Source organism: Plantactinospora soyae (assembly GCF_014874095.1).
GTDB classification, from domain to species: domain Bacteria; phylum Actinomycetota; class Actinomycetes; order Mycobacteriales; family Micromonosporaceae; genus Plantactinospora; species Plantactinospora soyae.
This window is the reverse complement of sequence record NZ_JADBEB010000001.1, coordinates 6,276,653-6,293,378: the sequence shown is the minus strand read 5'-3', so window position 1 is coordinate 6,293,378 and position 16,726 is coordinate 6,276,653. Positions and strand designations below refer to the sequence as shown.

Here is a 16,726-nt window from a genome sequence, read left to right as displayed (position 1 = left end):
CCGGGGCCGCTGCGCGGATCGCCGCCGAGAGGGGACCCTGACTCCGTCGACCGGAGGTGTCCGGCGGCCTCCGGGGTCACTCTCAGGACTGAGTCGACCGCCCGGCCTCACCCGGTACGCCGGCCTCGCCGGGCGCCACCAGGCCGGACTCGTACGCCAGCACCACCGCCTGGACCCGGTCCCGCAGGCCGAGTTTCGCCAGGACGTTGCTGACGTGGGTCTTCACGGTGTGCTCGCTGACGAAGAGCGCGCCGGCGATCTCGGCGTTGGACAGCCCCCGGGCGACCTGGCGCAACGTCTCCGACTCCCGGGCGGTCAGGGTGGCGAGCCGGGGCGATCCCGGACCGGGCCGGACCGGCCGGTCCCGGGACACCACGTCGGCGATCAGTCGACGGGTGACGGTGGGTGCCAGCAGGGCCTCCCCGGCGGCCACCACCCGGACGGCGTTGACCAGTTCGTCCCGGCGCATGTCCTTGAGCAGGAAGCCACTCGCGCCGGCCCGCAACGCGTCGTAGACGTACTCGTCGAGGTCGAACGTGGTCAGCACCAGCACCCGGGCGGAGGTCTCCGCGCAGATCCGGGCGGTCGCCGCGATGCCGTCCACGTTCGGCATCCGGATGTCCATCAGCACCACGTCCGGGGTCAGCTCGCGGGCCCACCGGACCGCCTCGGCTCCGTCGGCGGCCTCGCCGACCACGGTGATGTCGGGCTGGGCGGCCAGGATCATGCCGAACCCGTCCCGGACCAGTGCCTGGTCGTCGGCGATGAGCACCCGGAGCGCGGTCTTTCCGGCCATCTGCCCCTCCCCGCCGCGCCGACCTCCCCGTCCTGTCGGGACGGCCGCTCCTACCGTAGTGGCAGGGTCGCCGCGACCCGGAAACCGGTGCCGTCCGGCCCCGGACCGGTGGTCAGCACGCCGCCGACCGCCGAGACCCGCTCGCGCATGCCGACCAGTCCGTGTCCGTCCGGCCGGCCGGCACCGGGCCGCCCGCGTCCATCGTCGCTCACCTCCAGGCGCAGCACCGCGTCCGCCCAGTCCAGCCGGACCCGGACCTGCCCCGCTCCGGCGTGCCGCAGCGTGTTCGTCAACGACTCCTGCACGATCCGGTACGCCGTCACGCCCAGATCCGCCGGCACCGGACGGCGTTCGCCGTGCTCCTCCAGGGTGGCGACCAGGCCGGCCCTGCGGGCCCCCTCGACCAGCGGGGGCACCGCGTCGAGGTCGGGCAACGGCGCCCGCACCGGGCCCTCCGCGCGGAGCACCCCGAGCGTCCGACGCAGTTGCGTGAGAGCTTCCCGGGCGGTCGCCGAGATGGTGTCGAAGACCTCCTCGGCCTTGCCCGGATCGGTCCGCACCACCACCGGCCCGGCCTCGGCCTGCACCACCACCAGGCTCATCGAGTGGGCGAGGATGTCGTGCACCTCCCGGGCGATCCGCTCCCGCTCCCGGGCCGCCGACGCGTCCTGTTCCTCGGCCAACCGGTGGGCCCGCTCCTCCAGCATCGCGATCCGGTCCCGGCGCGCCCGCGCGCTGACCCCCATCGCGTACGCGACCAGGAACGCGATCCCGGACGGGCCGAATTCGAGCAGCTTCTCCGGCGGCACCGAGACGATCACCCCGACGAGGGTGCCGAGCATCAGGATGACCCGCTGCACCGGCGGGCAGAGCGCGGCGAACGTGTAGGTGGCGACGAGTTGCGCGGTCGGGATCTCGCCCAGCGTCCCCTCCAGGGCCAGCCAGGTGGTGCCGACGCCGACCAGCGCGGTGACCCGGAACGGGTACCTGCGCCGCCAGACCAGCGGGGTCGCGTTCAGGCCGGCGAGGAGGAAGACCCACCACTCGGTCCGCTGGTGCGTGAACGCGTTGACGACGATGAACACGTAGCAGACGATCGCGATCAGCGCGTCCACCACCAGGGGCGGCCTCGTACGCCCCCAGTCGATGAGCCGGTTCCGGCGCTCGCGCATCGCCCCAGTATCCGAGGCGGACCCGTGCGGCGCCTCCCTCCGGGGAGCGAGTTCCGGGCGCCCCGGGCACGGCGGGCGGATATCCGCCGTCCCCCGGCCGGGTCCTCGGCGACCGGGGCGGACCGGAATAGTGTGGGGTCACGCCGAAAGCCATCTAGAACGACCTGGTCGTCGCCGAGAGCACCGACACCGTCGTCCGGGTCGTCGACTGACTATCGGGCGGCGGGTGCGACGCCGTCCCGTCCGCCGGACGCGGCGTGGTGATCGGACGGCCGGCCGGCCACGGTGAGCAGGTGACCGCTCGCGCCGAGCAGGCTCGGCTCGGCCTCGACCCGGCGGAACAGCTCCAGCATCAGATCGGTCTGCCCCGGATCGGCCAGGATCTCGGCCAGCCGCCCGCCGGCGAACCCGAGCGGGCCCTCCACCGCGACCACCCGGCGCACCGCGAGACCCGCCTCGGTCGCCTCGCTCGCCGGCTCTGTCGGGTGGTGGAAGTACGCGCTGGTGAACCAGGTCTGCTCGGTCCGGGTGTTCAGGTGCTGCCCGTCGGTAAGGGCCCGTTCCACCAGCGGCCGGAAGTCGGGATCGTCGAACAGTCCCTTCGCGAACCCGTCGAACAGCGAGGCGTACCGGCTGATCGTCGCGGCCACCACCGCCCCACCGGGGCGGACGGCCCGGGCCGCCTCCCGCCAGGCGGTGACCCGGTCGGCCCGGTCGAGCAGGTGGTAGAGCGGTCCGAGCATCAGCACCGCGTCGAACCGCCCGTCGGGCACCGGCAGGGCCCGGGCGTCCCCGGCCAGGGCGGTCACCCCGGCGCGGCCGGCGGCCGCCGCCGCGTGCTCCGGCAGCAGGTCCAGCAGGGTACACCCGGTAGCCGGCCGCGGCCAGCGGCTCCGCGTACACCCCGGTGGCCCCGCCTACGTCCAGTACGGCGGCCGGGGCCGGCGGCAGCATCCTGGTCAGTACGTCCAGCGTGCGCAGGTACTCCAGCCGTCCGACTCCCCTGGTCAGCCGGGCGTGCTCGCCGCCCCGCCGGTAGTAGTCCAGAATGTCGATCGATGTCGCCACCCGGCCGATCCTGCCGAGCCCGCCACCGGAACCGCAACCGGTTAACCGGCGCCGCAGCCGGGCAACTCCGCGCCGGGACCCGCCGACCGGGCGCATCGTGCCCGGGCAACCACACCGGGCACTGCCGCACCACCGGCCCCTACTTGTCGCGTTGACCTGCGGAGGCGACCTTTCCGGTCCGATTCTTGAGCCGTGGCGACGTACGAGTACCGGTGTCCGCGCGACGGCGCCTTCGATGCGACGTACCCGATCGGGCAGGCCCCGACGCGGGCGCGCTGCGCGACCTGCTCCGCGGAGGCCGACCGGGTCTTCTCCGCGCCGCTGCTGAATGCCATGCCACACCCGCTGACCGCGGCACTCGACCAGGCCGGCCGCAGTGCCGAGGCGCCGGAGGTGGTGTCCCGGATTCCCGGCCGGCGCCGTACGCCGCCGACCGGGCCGAACCGGCCGTCCCATCCCGGCCATGCCCGGCTGCCACGACCCTGACCGGTGAAGGGAAAGCGCGATGCCCGAGGTGTTGTTTCCGCTCGACTCGACGAAGAAGTTCACCGAGCAGGTGTTGGTGGGCCACAACAGGTGGCACCCCGACATCCCGGCGGTCGCCACCGTCCGGCCCGGCCAGTCGTTCCGGGTGGACTGCCGGGAGTGGTTCGACGGCGCCATCCACAACGACGACTCGGCCGACGACGTCCGCGACGCGCCACTGCCGATCGTGCACGCGCTCAGCGGGCCGTTCTCGGTGAGCGGCGCCGAGCCCGGTGACCTGCTGGTCGTCGACATCCTGGACGTCGGGCCGATTCCGCAGGAGACCGGCCCGCTGGCCGGCCAGGGCTGGGGCTACACCGGGATCTTCCCGAAGCAGAACGGCGGAGGCTTCCTGACCGACTACTTCCCGGACGCCTACAAGGCGATCTGGGACTTCAGCGGGCAGCAGGCGACCTCGCGGCACATCCCCGGAGTGACCTTCACCGGAATGATCCATCCCGGTCTGATGGGCACCGCCCCGTCGGCGGCGCTGTTGGCGAAGTGGAACCAGCGGGAGGGAGCGCTGCGGGCCACCGATCCGGACCGGGTACCGCCACTGTCGCTGCCGCCGCTGCCGGACGGGGCGATCCTCGGATCGTTGACCGGTGCCGACTTCGACCGGGTCGCCGCCGAGGCGGCCCGGACGGCCCCGCCCCGGGAGAACGGCGGGAACCAGGACATCAAGAACATGACCAAGGGGACCCGGGTCTTCTATCCGGTGTACGTCCCCGGCGCGAACCTGTCCCTGGGCGACCTGCACTTCTCCCAGGGCGATGGGGAGATCACCTTCTGCGGCGCGATCGAGATGGGCGGCTTCATCGACCTGCACGTGGATGTGATCAAGGGCGGGATGACGACGTACGGGGTGTCGGAGAACGCGATCTTCCTGCCCGGGAACGTCGCGCCGCAGTACAGCCAGTGGCTGGCCTTCTCCGGAATCTCCGTCACCACGGACGGGGAACAGCGTTACCTGGACTCGCAGTTGGCGTTCCAGCGCGCCTGCCTGCACGCGATCGACTACCTGACCAAGTTCGGGTACAGCCCCGAGCAGGCGTACCTGATCCTCGGCGCGGCACCGATCGAGGGGCGCTTCTCCGGGGTGGTGGACATTCCGAACTCGTGCGCCACGGTCTACCTGCCGACCGCGATCTTCGACGTCGACGTACGCCCGTCGGCGGCCGGGCCGACCAGGATCAAGCCGGGCGCGAGCGCCCCGAAGTCGACCTTCTGACCCACCCGGGTCGACCCGCTGATCGGCATCGGTCGGCCCGTCCCTGATCGGTGCCCGGTCGGTCCGCTGCCGATCGGCCCGCGAATCGGCCCGTTCCTGATCGGCGCCGGTCGGCCCGCTCTAGTCGGCACCGGCCGGCTCGACCAGGCGCAGGCGCCGGGTGGCCGGGCCGATCGTCAACCGCTGTCCCCAGGCCATCGCCAGGTGGTCCGCCTCCAGACCGTCGGCGAAGACCACCAGCCGCTCCCGTTCCGCCACGATCTCCAGGGTCTCGTCCGTGCCGAGCCGGCCGGCCGTCAACGACGCGCCGGTCGACGGGGACGGCCACGCCTCCCGGACGAACCAGCAGAGCGCCCGCTCCCCCGGCGCCGGCAACGGTGGGGCGCCGGACCGTTCCCGGGCGATCGAGGCGCACCAGCCGGTGGCGCCGGTACCGGTGCCGACCACCAGTCCGGAGGACGACTGCCGTTCCCGACGGCCGTCGACGGTCGACAGCACGTACCGGGCCGACTGGTGCCCGGGATGGCCGGCGTAGATCTCGTTGAGCCCGAGCAGTTCCTGCCCGTCGTCCAGCCTGGCCCGGACCATCGTGCGTTCGCGGATCGGCGCGCGGCCGGCGACCACCTCGGGTAGCAGCCGGGCGATCTCCAATGGCGCGAACGGCACCAGCACCCCGGCGTTGCGGTCCGGCTCCGGGTCGATACCGATCACCGGCTGCCCGTCGAGGTACTTCGCGGCGTTGGCGACCAGGCCGTCCTGACCGACCGCGACCACGATGTCCTCCGGGGCGAACGGAAACCGGGCCAGGTCCTCCCGGTCCGCCTGCCCGCGCCGCCAGTCGGCCGGGATGGCCGCCCCGACGATCGTCAGCGCCGCCTGGAGCGCGTCGTGCCGGGCCACGACCTCGGCCAGGTCCCGGCCCCGTTGGCGCAGGTAGTAGCCGGCGGCACCCCGAGTGCCGTGATGGGCCAGCAGCTCGTCGAGTTCGCTGCGCCGACTCACCAGGACGACCCGGGGCGCGAGGGTGGCACTCACCGTGGCCGCCTCGCCGCCGCGACGCTCATCGCGACAGCCGGCCGAGCAGGCCGGTCAGCACGTCCGGGGTGACGGTGAGCTGGCCGATCTCGGGAAGCTGGCCGGCCACCTCCCGCAGCGCCAGCGCATGGAGCACCGCCGGCGGCAGGTCCCGGTACGCCGCGAGCTTGGCGGTCTCCGCCTCGGCCTCGGCGAGGCCGACCACGCGTACGCCGTCGGCCTTGGCCCCGGCGAGGACGCGTTCCTTCTCTGCCTCGGCGGCGGCCAGCACCCGGGCCCGGTCGGCCGCCGCCGCGTTGGCCACCTTCTCCCGCCCGGCCTTGCCCTGCGCCACCGCGAGTTCGGCCTCGGCCTCCAGCTCGACCTTGCGGCGGGCGTTGGCGCCGCGCTGCTCGACCAGTTGCTGCTCCCGACGGGCCAGCTCGATCTTGTTCTGCAACTCGTTCTCGGCGATGCCCCGCTCCTGCTCGACGGCCTGGGCCCGCCGGGCGTAGGTGGCCCGGTCGGCCTCGACCTGCACCGCCTCCCGGGTGGGAGTCTGGAGCGCCCGTTCGAGTTCGGGCTCGGGGCGCACCGCCACGACCCGGGCGCTGCCCACCGAGACTCCGATGTCGGCCAACCGGGCCTCGTCGCGCAACGCGGCCGACACCGCCTCCCGGACCCCGGCGATGTCGGTCAGCGCCTCGGCCAGCGGCACCCGGGCCAGCAGGTCGAGGGCCGGCTGCTGGGCCAGCTCGGCGAGGAGCGTGGCGACCTGGTCGAGCGGCCTGGCCCGGGCGACGCCCCGGTGCGGGTCGATCGAGAAGTCCAACCGGCTCGCGGCGAGCGCCGGGTCGGCGATCCGGTACGTCACGGTCGCCTGCACCGTGACGTCGGCGAAGTCGCTGGTCCGGGCGTGGAAGAGCAGCGGCAGTTCGCGGTCGTCGATCGGCACCTCGCTCAGTACGGCGACCAGCGGGCGGTACCAGAACGACTGCCCGATCCCCTCGTGTCGAACCCGGCCCCGGGCCTGGTGTCGCACCCAGGTCGTCGGCGCTCCCCGCAGGTGTCGCAGGAACAGCCTTCTGGTCACGTCGGTCATGACGCGCCACCTCCCCTATTTTCGTCGCGATGACGATAAAGGCTGAAGCAGTTTCGCGTCAAGCTGCCGATAAACGCTGGAGGGGCGGCCGACGCCCACCGGGCACCGACCTCGGCGATGTCCCGTGGACCTCGGCCACCCCTCCGGCGAGGCGGATCAGGCGGCGGCGAGCTGCGGATACATCGCGGCCACCTCAGCCGACAGGCTGGCCCGCACCTGCCGGGCGATCCCGTCCGCCAGCACCTCGAAGGCGCCCGCCTCGATACCGTCGATCGCCTGCCGGGCCACGTCCTCCGGGGCGATCTTCGGCGCGTCGACGTGCGCCGACATGTCGGTGTCGATGTAGCCGACGTGCAGCCCCGTCACACCCACACCCTTGGGCAGCAGTTGCAGGCGGACCGAGTTCGTCATCGACCAGAGCGCCGCCTTCGACGCGCTGTAGGAATCGGTGAGCCCGATCCAGGAGAGAACGGAGTTGATGTTGAGGATGTGACCGCCGCCGTTGGCCACGATGCCCGGCACGAACGCCTGGGTGAGCAGGAGCGGGCCGTAGAAGTTCGTCTCGAACTCCCGACGGATCCCCTCGACGTCCGAATCGAGGAAGTTCGCGTTCACCGAGCTCGCGGCGTTGTTGACCAGGATGGTGACGTCGGAGGCCACCCGGGCAGCCGCCGCCACCGACTCCGGGTCGGTCACGTCGAGTGCCAGCGGCACGACGCCCGGATCCGTGACCGTACGGGGGTCGCGGGCGGCGGCGTAGACCTTCCGGGCACCCCGGGCGACCGCCTCGGCGGCGATGGCGCGGCCCAGGCCACGGTTGCCACCGGTCACCAGTACGACAGCGTCTTCGATCTGCATGTGGGCTCTCCAGGAGGGTTGGAAACCGATCGGTTTCGGCAACCGTAAACCGATCGGTTTCCAACCGCAAGACCAGCAGGTACGCTGATCGTCATGACCTCGACCACCCGGACGTCACCGCGGGAACGCCTGCTGCGTGCCGCCGCCGAGCTGTTCGGTCGGGAGGGCATCGCGACGACCGGTGTCGAGAAGCTCTGCCAGACGGCCGGCGTCTCGAAGCGGACGATGTACCAGCTCTTCGAGACCAAGGACGCACTGGTGGCGGAGAGCCTCGCCGAGTACGGCCCGGCGACGATCGCCTCTCACATTCCGGACGAAACCTCCGAAATGCCCCCTCGGCAGCGAATTCTGCGTGTATTCGAGCGCCTGGAGGAACTCACGGCCGAGCCGGAGTTCCACGGCTGCCCGTTCGTCAATACCGCCACCGAACTGCGCGACCCGAGCCATCCGGCGAGCGTGGTCGCCCGGGACCACAAGCAACAGCTGACCGACTACTTCGCCCGGCAGGCGGCCCTGGCCGGTGCCCGCGATCCCGAGACGCTGGCGAACCAGCTCACCATCGTGTTCGACGGCTCGGCCGCCCGGTCGGTGATGCTGCACACCGGTCTCGACGGGCTCAGCCTGCTGACCGCCACGGCGCTGCTCGACGCCCACCAGGCCGCCGGCTGAGCCACCGCCACGGGTGGCCCAGCCAACGGTGACCGCCGTCTCCTCCCGGTTCAGCCGACGGTGACCGCCACCGGTGTCTTAGCGGCCCAGCCGACGGTGACCGCCACCGGTGTCCCAGCGGTCCAGTGGCTCAGCGGCTCAACCGCTGGTAGCGACGGACGGCCAGCGGCGCGAAGACCGCGATGAGGATCACCGGCCAGGCGATCGCCAACACCATCGGATGTTGGGCCGGCCACGAGTCCCCACCCGCCCCCGGGTTACCGAACAGGTCGCGAGCCGCCGCCACCGTCGCGGAGAGCGGATTCCACGCCGCGATCGCGCCGAGCCACTGCGGCATCAGGTCGGGCGCGACGAACACGTTGGAGAGCGCGGTGAGCGGAAACGCGAGCGGGAACACGATCACGCCGACGGTGTCCGGATTCGGTACGACCAGTCCGAAGAAGATGCCCACCCAGGTGAGCGCGATCCGCAGCAGCAGGATCAGCCCCACTGCGGCGAGCGCGGACCCCAGGCCGTTGCGCCACTGCCAGCCGACCAGCAGCCCGCAGACGACCAGGGTGGCCATCTCCAGCAGGGCGCGGAGCAGGTCTGCGCCGGTCCGGCCGACCACCAGCGCGGACCGGGCCATCGGCATCGAACGGAACCGGTCGACGACGCCCCGGCTCACGTCCATGGCGATGCCGCTCGCGGTCGCGCCGAGGCCGTACAGCATCGTCATCACGAAGACCCCGGGCAGGAGGTACTCCCGGTAGCCGGCGCCCGACACCGTCATTCCGCTGCCGAACACGTAGCCGAAGACCAGCACGAACACGATCGGAAGACTGAAATAGATCATGATTTCCTCGGGCGACCGGATCACGTGTGCCATGTTGCGACCGGTCATCACCCCGCCGTCGACCAGGGCCCGGCGGAACCGGGCCAGCGCGCCGACCGGAACGGGATCGGGTCGTACGGCGGAACGGGCGTCGGGCGTCCGGAACTGCGGCTGGAGGGTGCTGGTCACGCCGCCACCCCCGCTCCGGCCGGGCGGCCCGCCGACCGCGTACCGGGCGGTTGCTCCCCGGTCAGGTGCAGGAACGCCTCGTCCAGGGTCGGTCTACGCAGACCGACGTCCTCGACCGCGATGGCGGCGTCGCTCAGCGCCCGCATGATGTCGGCGAGCGCGGCGACCCGGTCCACGACCGGCGCGCCGAGCTGTCGGATCTCGACGTCCACCGCGACCGGCCCGGCGGCGAGCCGTTCGACGATCGCGGCGGCGGCGGCCAGCTCCGCCGCGTCCCGGACCACCACCTCGATCCGGTCTGCGCCGATCCGCGACTTCAACTCGGCCGAGGTGCCCTCGGCGACCACCCGCCCCGCGTCGACCACCAGGATCCGGTCGGCGAGTTGGTCCGCCTCCTCCAGGTACTGGGTGCTGAGCAGCACGGTGGTGCCGTCGGCGACCAGACCGCGTACGGCCGCCCAGAGCTGGTTGCGGCTGCGCGGGTCGAGGCCGGTGGTCGGCTCGTCGAGAAAGAGCACCCGGGGCGTCATGATCAGGCTGGCAGCCAGGTCCAGCCGGCGGCGCATCCCACCGGAGTACTCCCCCGCCGACTTGCCCGCCGCCTCGGTGAGCCCGAACTGCTCCAGCAGCTCGTCCGCGCGCCGCCGGGCAGCCCGGGCCGGAAGGTGGTGCAGGCGACCGAAGAGGATCAGGTTTTGCCGGCCGCTGAGGATCTCGTCGACGGCGGCGTACTGCCCGGTCAGCCCGATCACGCCGCGGACCTGCTCCGGCTGGCGGACCACGTCGTGCCCGGCGACCCAGGCCCGGCCGGCGTCGAACCGGAGCAGGGTGGAGAGAATCCGGACCGCCGTGGTCTTGCCGGCCCCGTTCGGTCCCAGCAGTCCGCATACCGTGCCGGCCGGCACGGTGAGGTCGAACCCGTCGAGGGCTCTGGTCGCGCCGTACCGCTTGTGCAGTCCCTCGGCGACGACGGCTGGTGTTTCGGTTGTCATGCCCCGACGGTCGCCGACGGCCCTGACGACGCACGCACCGCGCGCTGACGGCGCCAGGTCAACGCCCGGCTTCCGGCACCGCGCGCTGACGGCCCCAGGTCAACGCCGGGTCCGTCGATGCCCGCCGTCAGCCCCCGGCACCGCGCGCTGACGGCCCTGGGCAAGCGTCCGGTCCGCCGGGGCACTCATGCCGGGTCGAACACCGCCAGCGCCTGGTCGCGGGTCATCCCCGAACCCTGGGCGAGGATCCGCTCGTACGCCGCATCGCCGAGCCGGGCCCGGGTGGCGTCCGCCACCGGGGCGGCCGCGGCGGCGGCCGAGACACCGGTCTGGAGCGCCGCCACCGCGCCCAGCAGCAGGGCGGCCCGCTCGGCGTCGCCGTCCCGCAGCACCGGTCCGACCAGCCCCTCGACGGCGGCGGAGATGGTCGCCGGTTCCCAGATTCCCTGGGTGGCGACGAGCACCTCGCGGTAGCGGCGGCGGGCCGTCGCGATGTCGCCGGTCGCCTCGGCGATCCCGCCCAGCGTGACGAGTACGCCGAGCCGAACCCCCTCGGCACCGAACCAGCCGGTCGGGCACTCCGCCAGCGCCTGCTCGCACAGCTCGCGGGCCCGGTCCGGGTCGCCCCGGAGCCGGGCGATCTCGCCGAGCCCGAAGTGGGCGGCGGCGAGCAGTTCCGGCGCCCCGGCCGGCAGGGCGAGTTCCACCACCCGCTGGTAGTCGGCGCTCGCCCCGACCAGATCGCCGACGCTGATCCGCCCGTCCGCCCGGGTACGCAGCAGCTCCGCCATGTCCAGCGTCGAGTCGAGTTCGTCGGCCAGCCGCAGCGCCTCGTCCACCGCCTCGGTCGAGGTGTGGTCGCCATCGCGGTAGCTGAGTTCCATGAGGTTCGTCAGGATCAGGATGGTGCCCCAGCGCTCACCGAGGGTACGGAAGCCGGCCAGCGCGATCTCGAACTGCGTCCGGGCCTGGTCGTACCGGCGGTCGAGCATCCACATCATCCCGACGCCGAGCGCCGCCAGCGCCCGACTCCACGGATCGGCACCCAGCACGCCGGCCCAGCCCTCGGTCGTCATCAGCGACAGCGGCATGTCCGGCGGTGGACCGTTGGCGATCCCCGACAGGTAGAGCAGGAACGGCTGCCGGGGCGGCTGGCGCAGGTTCCACAGGATCGAACTGGCGACGCCGACGTCGGGAGCCGCCCGGTACCCGCCGAGGGAGGCGTGCAGGAGGCAGAGCGCGTACTCCTCCTCCAGACCGGGCGGCGGCCCGGCGTCGAGCCGCTCGATGAGCTGGGCGGCCAGCGCGGCACCCTCGCCCCGCAGTCCGCGCAGCCACCAGTAGAACGACAGGGCCGCGACCAGCCGCAGTGCCGTACCGGTGTCGGGGCCGGCCACCGCCCGACGCAGCGCGGCGTGCAGGTCGTCGCGGTCGGCGTCCAACCGGCGTAGCCAGTCCAATTGCTCCGCGCCGCGCAGCCGCTCGTCGCCGGTCCGGGCCAGATCGAGGAAGTACGCCGCGTGCGCCGCGCGCAGCCGCTCGGCCTCACCGGCCTCGACCAGCCGTTCGGCGCCGAACGCGCGCACGGTCTCCAACATCCGGAACCGCCCGCCGCCGGCCTCGACCAGGGACTTGTCCACCAGAGATGGCAACACGTCCAGAACGTCCGCCCCGAGCGGGCCACAGACCCGCTCGACGGCATCCAGGTCGGCACCTCCGGCGAACACGGTGAGCCGGCGGGCCAACCGCTGTTCGACCTCGTCCAGCAGGTCCCAGCTCCACTGCACCACCGCACGCAGCGTCTGGTGCCGGGGCTGGGCCAGCCGGCTGCCCCGGGTCAGCAGCCGGAACCGGTCGTCGAGCCGGGCCGCGATCTGCCCGACCGGCAGGGCGCGGAGCCGGGCGGCGGCCAGCTCGATGGCGAGCGGCAGGCCGTCGAGGGTACGGCAGATCCGCAGTACATCGGCCACGTTGCCGGAGTCGAGATCGAAGTCCGGCGACACGTCGGCGGCCCGTTCGACGAAGAGCCGCACCGAGGCGTACTGCCGGGCCGTCGCCGGGCTCGCGTCGACCGGCGGCAGGGTCAGTCCGGACACCGGGCACAGCGCCTCGCCGGTGAGCCCGAGCGGTTCCCGGCTGGTGGTGAGGACGCGGACCTTCGGACAGGAGCCGAGCAGCCGGGCGGTGAGCCGGGCGGCGTCGGCCACCACGTGTTCGCAGTTGTCGAGCACCAGCAGCAGGCGCCGGTCCGCGAGCGCCGTGACCAGCCGTTCGGCGGCGTCCCGGGGTCCGCCAGGGGCCCGCAGCACGGCCTCACGCAGGTGGAGTGCGGCGAGCACCGTCTGGGTCACGTCCGCGCCGGCGGCCACCGACGCCAGTTCGACCAGGCAGACCTCGCCGTCCTGCCGGCCGGCAGCCTCGATCGCCAGCCGGGTCTTGCCGGCGCCTCCCGGGCCGTGCAGGGTGACCAACCGGGCCTCGCCGAGCAGCTTGCCGACCCGGCGCAGCTCCTCCTCCCGGCCCACGAAGCTGCTGAGTTGTCCCGGCAACCCGGTCAACTGGCCGGTGCCGACCGGGCCGGCGACGACCGGAGCGGAATCCCCTCGACCGGATCGGCGGCCCTCGGCGGGGCCGGCCGTACCCGCGGCCGGCCGGTCCGGCGCTCCGGGTCCGGGGGTCCGGTCCGGGGTCAGCGCCGGATCGTCCCGCAGCACGGCCACGTGCAGCGCGGCCAGCTCCGGGGACGGGTCGGTGCCGAGTTCGTCGGCGAGCAGGCGCCGGACGTCGGCGAAGGTGGCCAACGCCTCGGCCCGCCGGCCGTCGGCATGCAGCGCGCGGATCAGCTGGCCGCGCGGTCGCTCCCGCAGCGGGTACGCCGCCACCAGCTCACGCAGCTCGGCCAGGAGCGTTCCGGCCGCCCCGAGCCGGAGCTCCGCCTCGATCCGGTCCTCGACGGCGGAGAGCCGCAGTTCGTCGAGGCGTACCGCCTGGGGCGGCGCGAACGACGCGTCGCGGACGTCCGCCAACGGCTCGCCACGCCACAGGTCCAGCGCCTCGCCCAGCAGGTCGGCGGCGCGCCGCCGGTCGTCGGCGGCCAGCGCCCGGTGTCCCTCCCCGACCAGCCGGGTGAACCGGTGCACGTCCACGGCCTCCGGATCGACCGTCAGCCGGTACCCCGCCGGATGGAACTCCAGCAGCGGCTCCGGCCCGTTCCCGGCCGACAGAACCTGACGCAGCCGGGACACCTGGGACTGCAGGGCGTTCGCGGCGCGGCTCGGCGGGGTGTCGCCGTACAGGCCGTGGATCAGCCGGTCGGTGGAGACCAGTCGTCCCGCGTCGAGGAGCAGCAGTACCAGCAGGGCGCGCAGGCGCGGTCCGCCGACGACGAGCCGGCGCCCGTCGGTCGCGTACACCTCCGTCGTGCCCAGGATGCCGAACCGCATGCCGTTGATTGTCGCCCAGCCGGACTCGGCCGCCCGCCACCGGCACCCGGCGGTACGCACCTGCGGCGACGGATCCGGCGGCGGGATGCCATACGGCATCGACGCGGGCTTTGCCCATTTCGACCCTTTGTCGTCCTGCTATGGCTAGCTTTGTGGGTATTCGTAGCGACCCGATCGCACAGGAGGGCCGGAACCATGGACGTCGAGACCACGGATGTCGAGGTCAGCATCCGGGTGGACGGCACCGCGCACCGGGTCACCGTCGACATCCGGACCACCCTGCTCGACGCCCTGCGGGAACGACTCGGCAACACCAGCCCGAAGAAGGGCTGCGACCACGGGCAGTGCGGGGCCTGCACGATCCTGCTGGACGGTCGGCGGGTGAACAGCTGCCTGGCCCTCGCCGTCGCGTACGACGGGGCCGAGATCGTCACCGCCGCCGGGCTCGGATCCGACGGCGAACTGCACCCGATGCAGCGCTGCTTCATCCAGCACGACGCGTTCCAGTGTGGCTACTGCACCCCGGGCCAGATCGTCTCGGCGGTCGCGATGCTCCGCGAGGCCGAGGCGGGGTGGCCGAGCGCGGTGACGCCGGACGGCGACGGAGGCGACGGAGGCGACGGAGGCGACGGAGACGGAGGCGGTGCCGACGGCCGGAGCCGGATGATCCTCGACGCGGACGAGATCCGCGAGCGGATGAGCGGCAATCTGTGCCGCTGTGCCGCCTACGCCAACATCGTCCCGGCGATCCAGGAACTGGCCCGCCGATGAGGCCGTTCCGGTACGCCCGCGTCGACGACGTCCCCGGGGCGGTCGCGCTGCTCGCCCGGACGCCGGGCGGTGCCTTCCTCGGCGGTGGCACCAACCTGGTCGACCTGATGAAGCTCGACGTCGTCACCCCGGACCTGCTGGTCGACGTCCGGCGCCTGACCTCCGACCGGGTCGAGGAACTGCCGGGCGGCGGGATCCGGATCGGTGCGGCCACCCCGAACAGCGATCTCGCGGCGGATCCACTGGTCCGCCGCCGCTATCCGGTGCTGTCCCAGGCGCTGCTCTCCGGCGCCTCCGGGCAACTGCGCAATCTCGCGACGGCCGGCGGGAACCTGCTGCAACGCACCCGGTGCGTGTACTTCCAGAACGTCACCACGCCGTGCAACAAACGGCAGCCCGGCACCGGCTGCTCGGCGATCGACGGGCATCACCGGGAACTCGCGATCCTGGGCACCTCGCCGGAGTGCGTCGCGACCCATCCGTCGGACTTCGCGGTGGCGCTTACCGCTCTGGGGGCCGTGGTGCACACCGAGGGCCCGGACGGCGGCCGGAGCATCCCGATGGGCGACCTGCACCGGCTGCCGGGCAACGAGCCGCAGCGGGACACCATCCTCCAGCACGGGGAGCTGATCACCGCCATCGAGGTGCCACCGCTGCCGTTCGCCACCTGCTCGCACTACCGGAAGGTACGCGACCGCGCGTCGTACGCGTTCGCGCTGGTCTCGGTGGCGGCGGCGATCGACGTGGTGGACGGGGTGGTCCGGGACGTCCGGATCGCGCTCGGCGGGGTGGCGCACAAACCGTGGCGGGCCACCCGGGCCGAGGAGTTTCTGCGCGGCGGCCCGGTAGAGGAGGATCGGTTCCGGGCGGCGGCCGAGGCGGAACTGGCCGAGGCGCGGCCGTTGCCGGACAACGCCTTCAAGGTTCCCCTGGCCCGCAACACCCTGGCCCGTACGCTGCTGGATCTGGCCCGACCGCCGGCCTGACCACGAGCCCGCCCAGCGTCCCGGTGCAAACGCCGGGTGTGCCGCGAAGACCTCGGGAAGCGTGGCGGCCGTCCGGTACGCCGCCTCCTGCCGCCGGCCGAAGATCGGTACGGGTGCCGGGCCGTTCGCGCCGTACCTGAGCCGCCGGATAGGGTTTGACCTCGGCGAACCTGGCGCGCCGCCGTGCCGCCTGGTGACCCGACGTCAGGCCGTCCCGGATCCCAGGAGATCAGCCGAATGAGCGAGCAGCCGACCGTACCGACGCAACCGCTGGCCAACGGGGCCCAGATCCCGCGACTGGGGCTCGGCACCTGGCCGATGTCGGACGCCGAGGCCGAGCGGGCCGTCGCCGAGGCCATCACCATCGGCTACCGGCTCGTCGACACCGCCTATAAGTACGGCAACGAGAAGGGCGTCGGTCGCGGGCTGCGCGCCTCCGGGGTCTCCCGGGAGGATCTCTTCGTCACCAGCAAGCTGAACGGCGAGTGGCACGGTCGGGAGGCGGTACGGGAGGCGTTCCAGGACAGCATCGAGCGGCTCGGCCTGGACTACCTCGACCTCTACCTCATCCACTGGCCGATGCCGTGGCAGGACCGGTACGTCGACGCCTTCCTCGGCCTCACCGACCTGCTGCGGGAGGGACGGGTCCGGGCGATCGGGCTGTCCAACTTCAAGCCGGCGCACATCGACCGGATTCTCGCCGCGACCGACGTGACGCCGGACGTCAACCAGATCCAGCTCGACCCGACGCTGGGTCGGGAGGCGGCCCGCGCGTACCACCAGGCGCACGGCATCGTGACCCAGTCCTGGGGACCGATCGGCCACGGCGGCGAACTCCTCGCCCAGCCGGTGGTGACCGAGATCGCGGACCGGTACGGCCGCACGCCCGCACAGATCGTCCTCCGCTGGCACCTCGAACTCGGGCTCATCCCGATCCCGAAGACCTCCTCGCCCGAGCGGATGAAGAGCAACATCGACGTCTTCGACTTCACCCTCGCCCCGGCGGAGGTCGCCGCGCTCTCCGCGCTCGACCGGGGTGAGGACGCCGCCACCGACTCCGACACGACCGGACACTGATCCGCTGACGTACCGCCCC

Annotated in this window: 15 protein-coding genes; 6 read left to right on the top strand and 9 right to left on the bottom strand. The window is 72.9% G+C overall.

Annotated features, from left to right (window positions below; genetic code table 11):
* Window positions 1-82: 82 nt before the first annotated feature.
* From H4W31_RS27450 to H4W31_RS27440, 3 genes are all read right to left on the bottom strand, one after another.
* Window positions 83-796, bottom strand: coding sequence for a response regulator (locus H4W31_RS27450; protein ID WP_192769276.1), 714 nt, complete (start codon window positions 794-796; stop codon window positions 83-85).
* Between the two features lie 50 nt (window positions 797-846).
* On the bottom strand, window positions 847-1,968 hold the full coding sequence (locus H4W31_RS27445; protein WP_192769275.1) for a sensor histidine kinase: 1,122 nt from the start codon (window positions 1,966-1,968) through the stop codon (window positions 847-849).
* Window positions 1,969-2,180: 212 nt separating this feature from the next.
* On the bottom strand, window positions 2,181-2,777 hold the full coding sequence (locus tag H4W31_RS27440; protein ID WP_318783433.1) for a class I SAM-dependent methyltransferase: 597 nt from the start codon (window positions 2,775-2,777) through the stop codon (window positions 2,181-2,183).
* 451 nt (window positions 2,778-3,228) lie between these two features.
* Here H4W31_RS27440 and H4W31_RS27435 point away from each other — a divergent pair, with 451 nt between their 5' ends.
* A complete protein-coding gene (locus H4W31_RS27435; protein WP_192769274.1) occupies window positions 3,229-3,522 on the top strand; it encodes an FmdB family zinc ribbon protein in 294 nt (97 codons plus the stop codon).
* Window positions 3,523-3,541: 19 nt separating this feature from the next.
* Window positions 3,542-4,792 (top strand): formamidase, encoded by a 1,251-nt coding sequence (gene fmdA, locus H4W31_RS27430; protein ID WP_192769273.1) that lies wholly within the window; start codon window positions 3,542-3,544, stop codon window positions 4,790-4,792.
* 120 nt (window positions 4,793-4,912) lie between these two features.
* Here the strand turns inward: fmdA and H4W31_RS27425 are convergent, their stop codons facing one another.
* The 3 genes from H4W31_RS27425 to H4W31_RS27415 form a co-directional block, all read right to left on the bottom strand.
* Complete coding sequence (locus tag H4W31_RS27425; protein ID WP_192769272.1) at window positions 4,913-5,827, bottom strand: NAD(+)/NADH kinase; 915 nt, start codon at window positions 5,825-5,827, stop codon at window positions 4,913-4,915.
* 25 nt (window positions 5,828-5,852) lie between these two features.
* The gene (locus H4W31_RS27420) at window positions 5,853-6,908 is read right to left on the bottom strand and encodes an SPFH domain-containing protein (protein ID WP_192769271.1); all 1,056 of its coding nucleotides are present in this window, start codon (window positions 6,906-6,908) and stop codon (window positions 5,853-5,855) included.
* A gap of 156 nt (window positions 6,909-7,064) precedes the next feature.
* Complete coding sequence (locus tag H4W31_RS27415; protein ID WP_192769270.1) at window positions 7,065-7,766, bottom strand: SDR family oxidoreductase; 702 nt, start codon at window positions 7,764-7,766, stop codon at window positions 7,065-7,067.
* 93 nt (window positions 7,767-7,859) lie between these two features.
* Between H4W31_RS27415 and H4W31_RS27410 the strand changes: the two genes are divergently transcribed.
* Window positions 7,860-8,435, top strand: a complete 576-nt coding sequence (locus H4W31_RS27410) for a TetR/AcrR family transcriptional regulator (protein WP_192769269.1) — start codon at window positions 7,860-7,862, stop codon at window positions 8,433-8,435.
* Window positions 8,436-8,565: 130 nt separating this feature from the next.
* Here H4W31_RS27410 and H4W31_RS27405 read toward each other — a convergent pair whose 3' ends face one another.
* From H4W31_RS27405 to H4W31_RS27395, 3 genes are all read right to left on the bottom strand, one after another.
* Window positions 8,566-9,318 (bottom strand): ABC transporter permease, encoded by a 753-nt coding sequence (locus H4W31_RS27405; protein WP_192772430.1) that lies wholly within the window; start codon window positions 9,316-9,318, stop codon window positions 8,566-8,568.
* A 116-nt stretch (window positions 9,319-9,434) separates the two neighbouring features.
* Window positions 9,435-10,430 carry an ATP-binding cassette domain-containing protein gene (locus H4W31_RS27400; RefSeq protein WP_192769268.1) on the bottom strand — a complete coding sequence of 332 codons (996 nt, stop codon included), beginning with the start codon at window positions 10,428-10,430 and terminating at the stop codon, window positions 9,435-9,437.
* Between the two features lie 185 nt (window positions 10,431-10,615).
* The gene (locus H4W31_RS27395; RefSeq protein ID WP_225945711.1) at window positions 10,616-13,972 is read right to left on the bottom strand and encodes an AfsR/SARP family transcriptional regulator; all 3,357 of its coding nucleotides are present in this window, start codon (window positions 13,970-13,972) and stop codon (window positions 10,616-10,618) included.
* Between the two features lie 96 nt (window positions 13,973-14,068).
* Here H4W31_RS27395 and H4W31_RS27390 point away from each other — a divergent pair, with 96 nt between their 5' ends.
* The 3 genes from H4W31_RS27390 to H4W31_RS27380 all read left to right on the top strand — a co-directional run bounded on the left by H4W31_RS27390 (window position 14,069) and on the right by H4W31_RS27380 (window position 16,707).
* Window positions 14,069-14,644 carry a 2Fe-2S iron-sulfur cluster-binding protein gene (locus H4W31_RS27390; RefSeq protein WP_192769267.1) on the top strand — a complete coding sequence of 192 codons (576 nt, stop codon included), beginning with the start codon at window positions 14,069-14,071 and terminating at the stop codon, window positions 14,642-14,644.
* The gene (locus H4W31_RS27385; protein WP_192769266.1) at window positions 14,641-15,630 is read left to right on the top strand and encodes an FAD binding domain-containing protein; all 990 of its coding nucleotides are present in this window, start codon (window positions 14,641-14,643) and stop codon (window positions 15,628-15,630) included. Before H4W31_RS27390 ends, H4W31_RS27385 begins: the two co-directional genes overlap by 4 nt.
* A 237-nt stretch (window positions 15,631-15,867) precedes the next feature.
* The gene (locus H4W31_RS27380) at window positions 15,868-16,707 is read left to right on the top strand and encodes an aldo/keto reductase (protein ID WP_192769265.1); all 840 of its coding nucleotides are present in this window, start codon (window positions 15,868-15,870) and stop codon (window positions 16,705-16,707) included.
* The last annotated feature ends 19 nt before the right edge of the window (window positions 16,708-16,726 follow it).

What these genes read in the sequence shown, in the direction of transcription:
- H4W31_RS27390 (WP_192769267.1), top strand. Translation starts at nt 14,069, where the DNA reads ATGGACGTCGAGACCACGGATGTCGAGGTCAGCATCCGGGTGGACGGC.
- H4W31_RS27400 (WP_192769268.1), bottom strand. Translation starts at nt 10,430, where the DNA reads ATGACAACCGAAACACCAGCCGTCGTCGCCGAGGGACTGCACAAGCGG.
- H4W31_RS27405 (WP_192772430.1), bottom strand. Translation starts at nt 9,318, where the DNA reads ATGACCGGTCGCAACATGGCACACGTGATCCGGTCGCCCGAGGAAATC.
- H4W31_RS27415 (WP_192769270.1), bottom strand. Translation starts at nt 7,766, where the DNA reads ATGCAGATCGAAGACGCTGTCGTACTGGTGACCGGTGGCAACCGTGGC.
- H4W31_RS27385 (WP_192769266.1), top strand. Translation starts at nt 14,641, where the DNA reads ATGAGGCCGTTCCGGTACGCCCGCGTCGACGACGTCCCCGGGGCGGTC.
- H4W31_RS27445 (WP_192769275.1), bottom strand. Translation starts at nt 1,968, where the DNA reads ATGCGCGAGCGCCGGAACCGGCTCATCGACTGGGGGCGTACGAGGCCG.
- H4W31_RS27395 (WP_225945711.1), bottom strand. Translation starts at nt 13,972, where the DNA reads ATGCCGTATGGCATCCCGCCGCCGGATCCGTCGCCGCAGGTGCGTACC.
- H4W31_RS27420 (WP_192769271.1), bottom strand. Translation starts at nt 6,908, where the DNA reads ATGACCGACGTGACCAGAAGGCTGTTCCTGCGACACCTGCGGGGAGCG.
- H4W31_RS27450 (WP_192769276.1), bottom strand. Translation starts at nt 796, where the DNA reads ATGGCCGGAAAGACCGCGCTCCGGGTGCTCATCGCCGACGACCAGGCA.
- H4W31_RS27410 (WP_192769269.1), top strand. Translation starts at nt 7,860, where the DNA reads ATGACCTCGACCACCCGGACGTCACCGCGGGAACGCCTGCTGCGTGCC.
- fmdA (WP_192769273.1), top strand. Translation starts at nt 3,542, where the DNA reads ATGCCCGAGGTGTTGTTTCCGCTCGACTCGACGAAGAAGTTCACCGAG.
- H4W31_RS27380 (WP_192769265.1), top strand. Translation starts at nt 15,868, where the DNA reads ATGAGCGAGCAGCCGACCGTACCGACGCAACCGCTGGCCAACGGGGCC.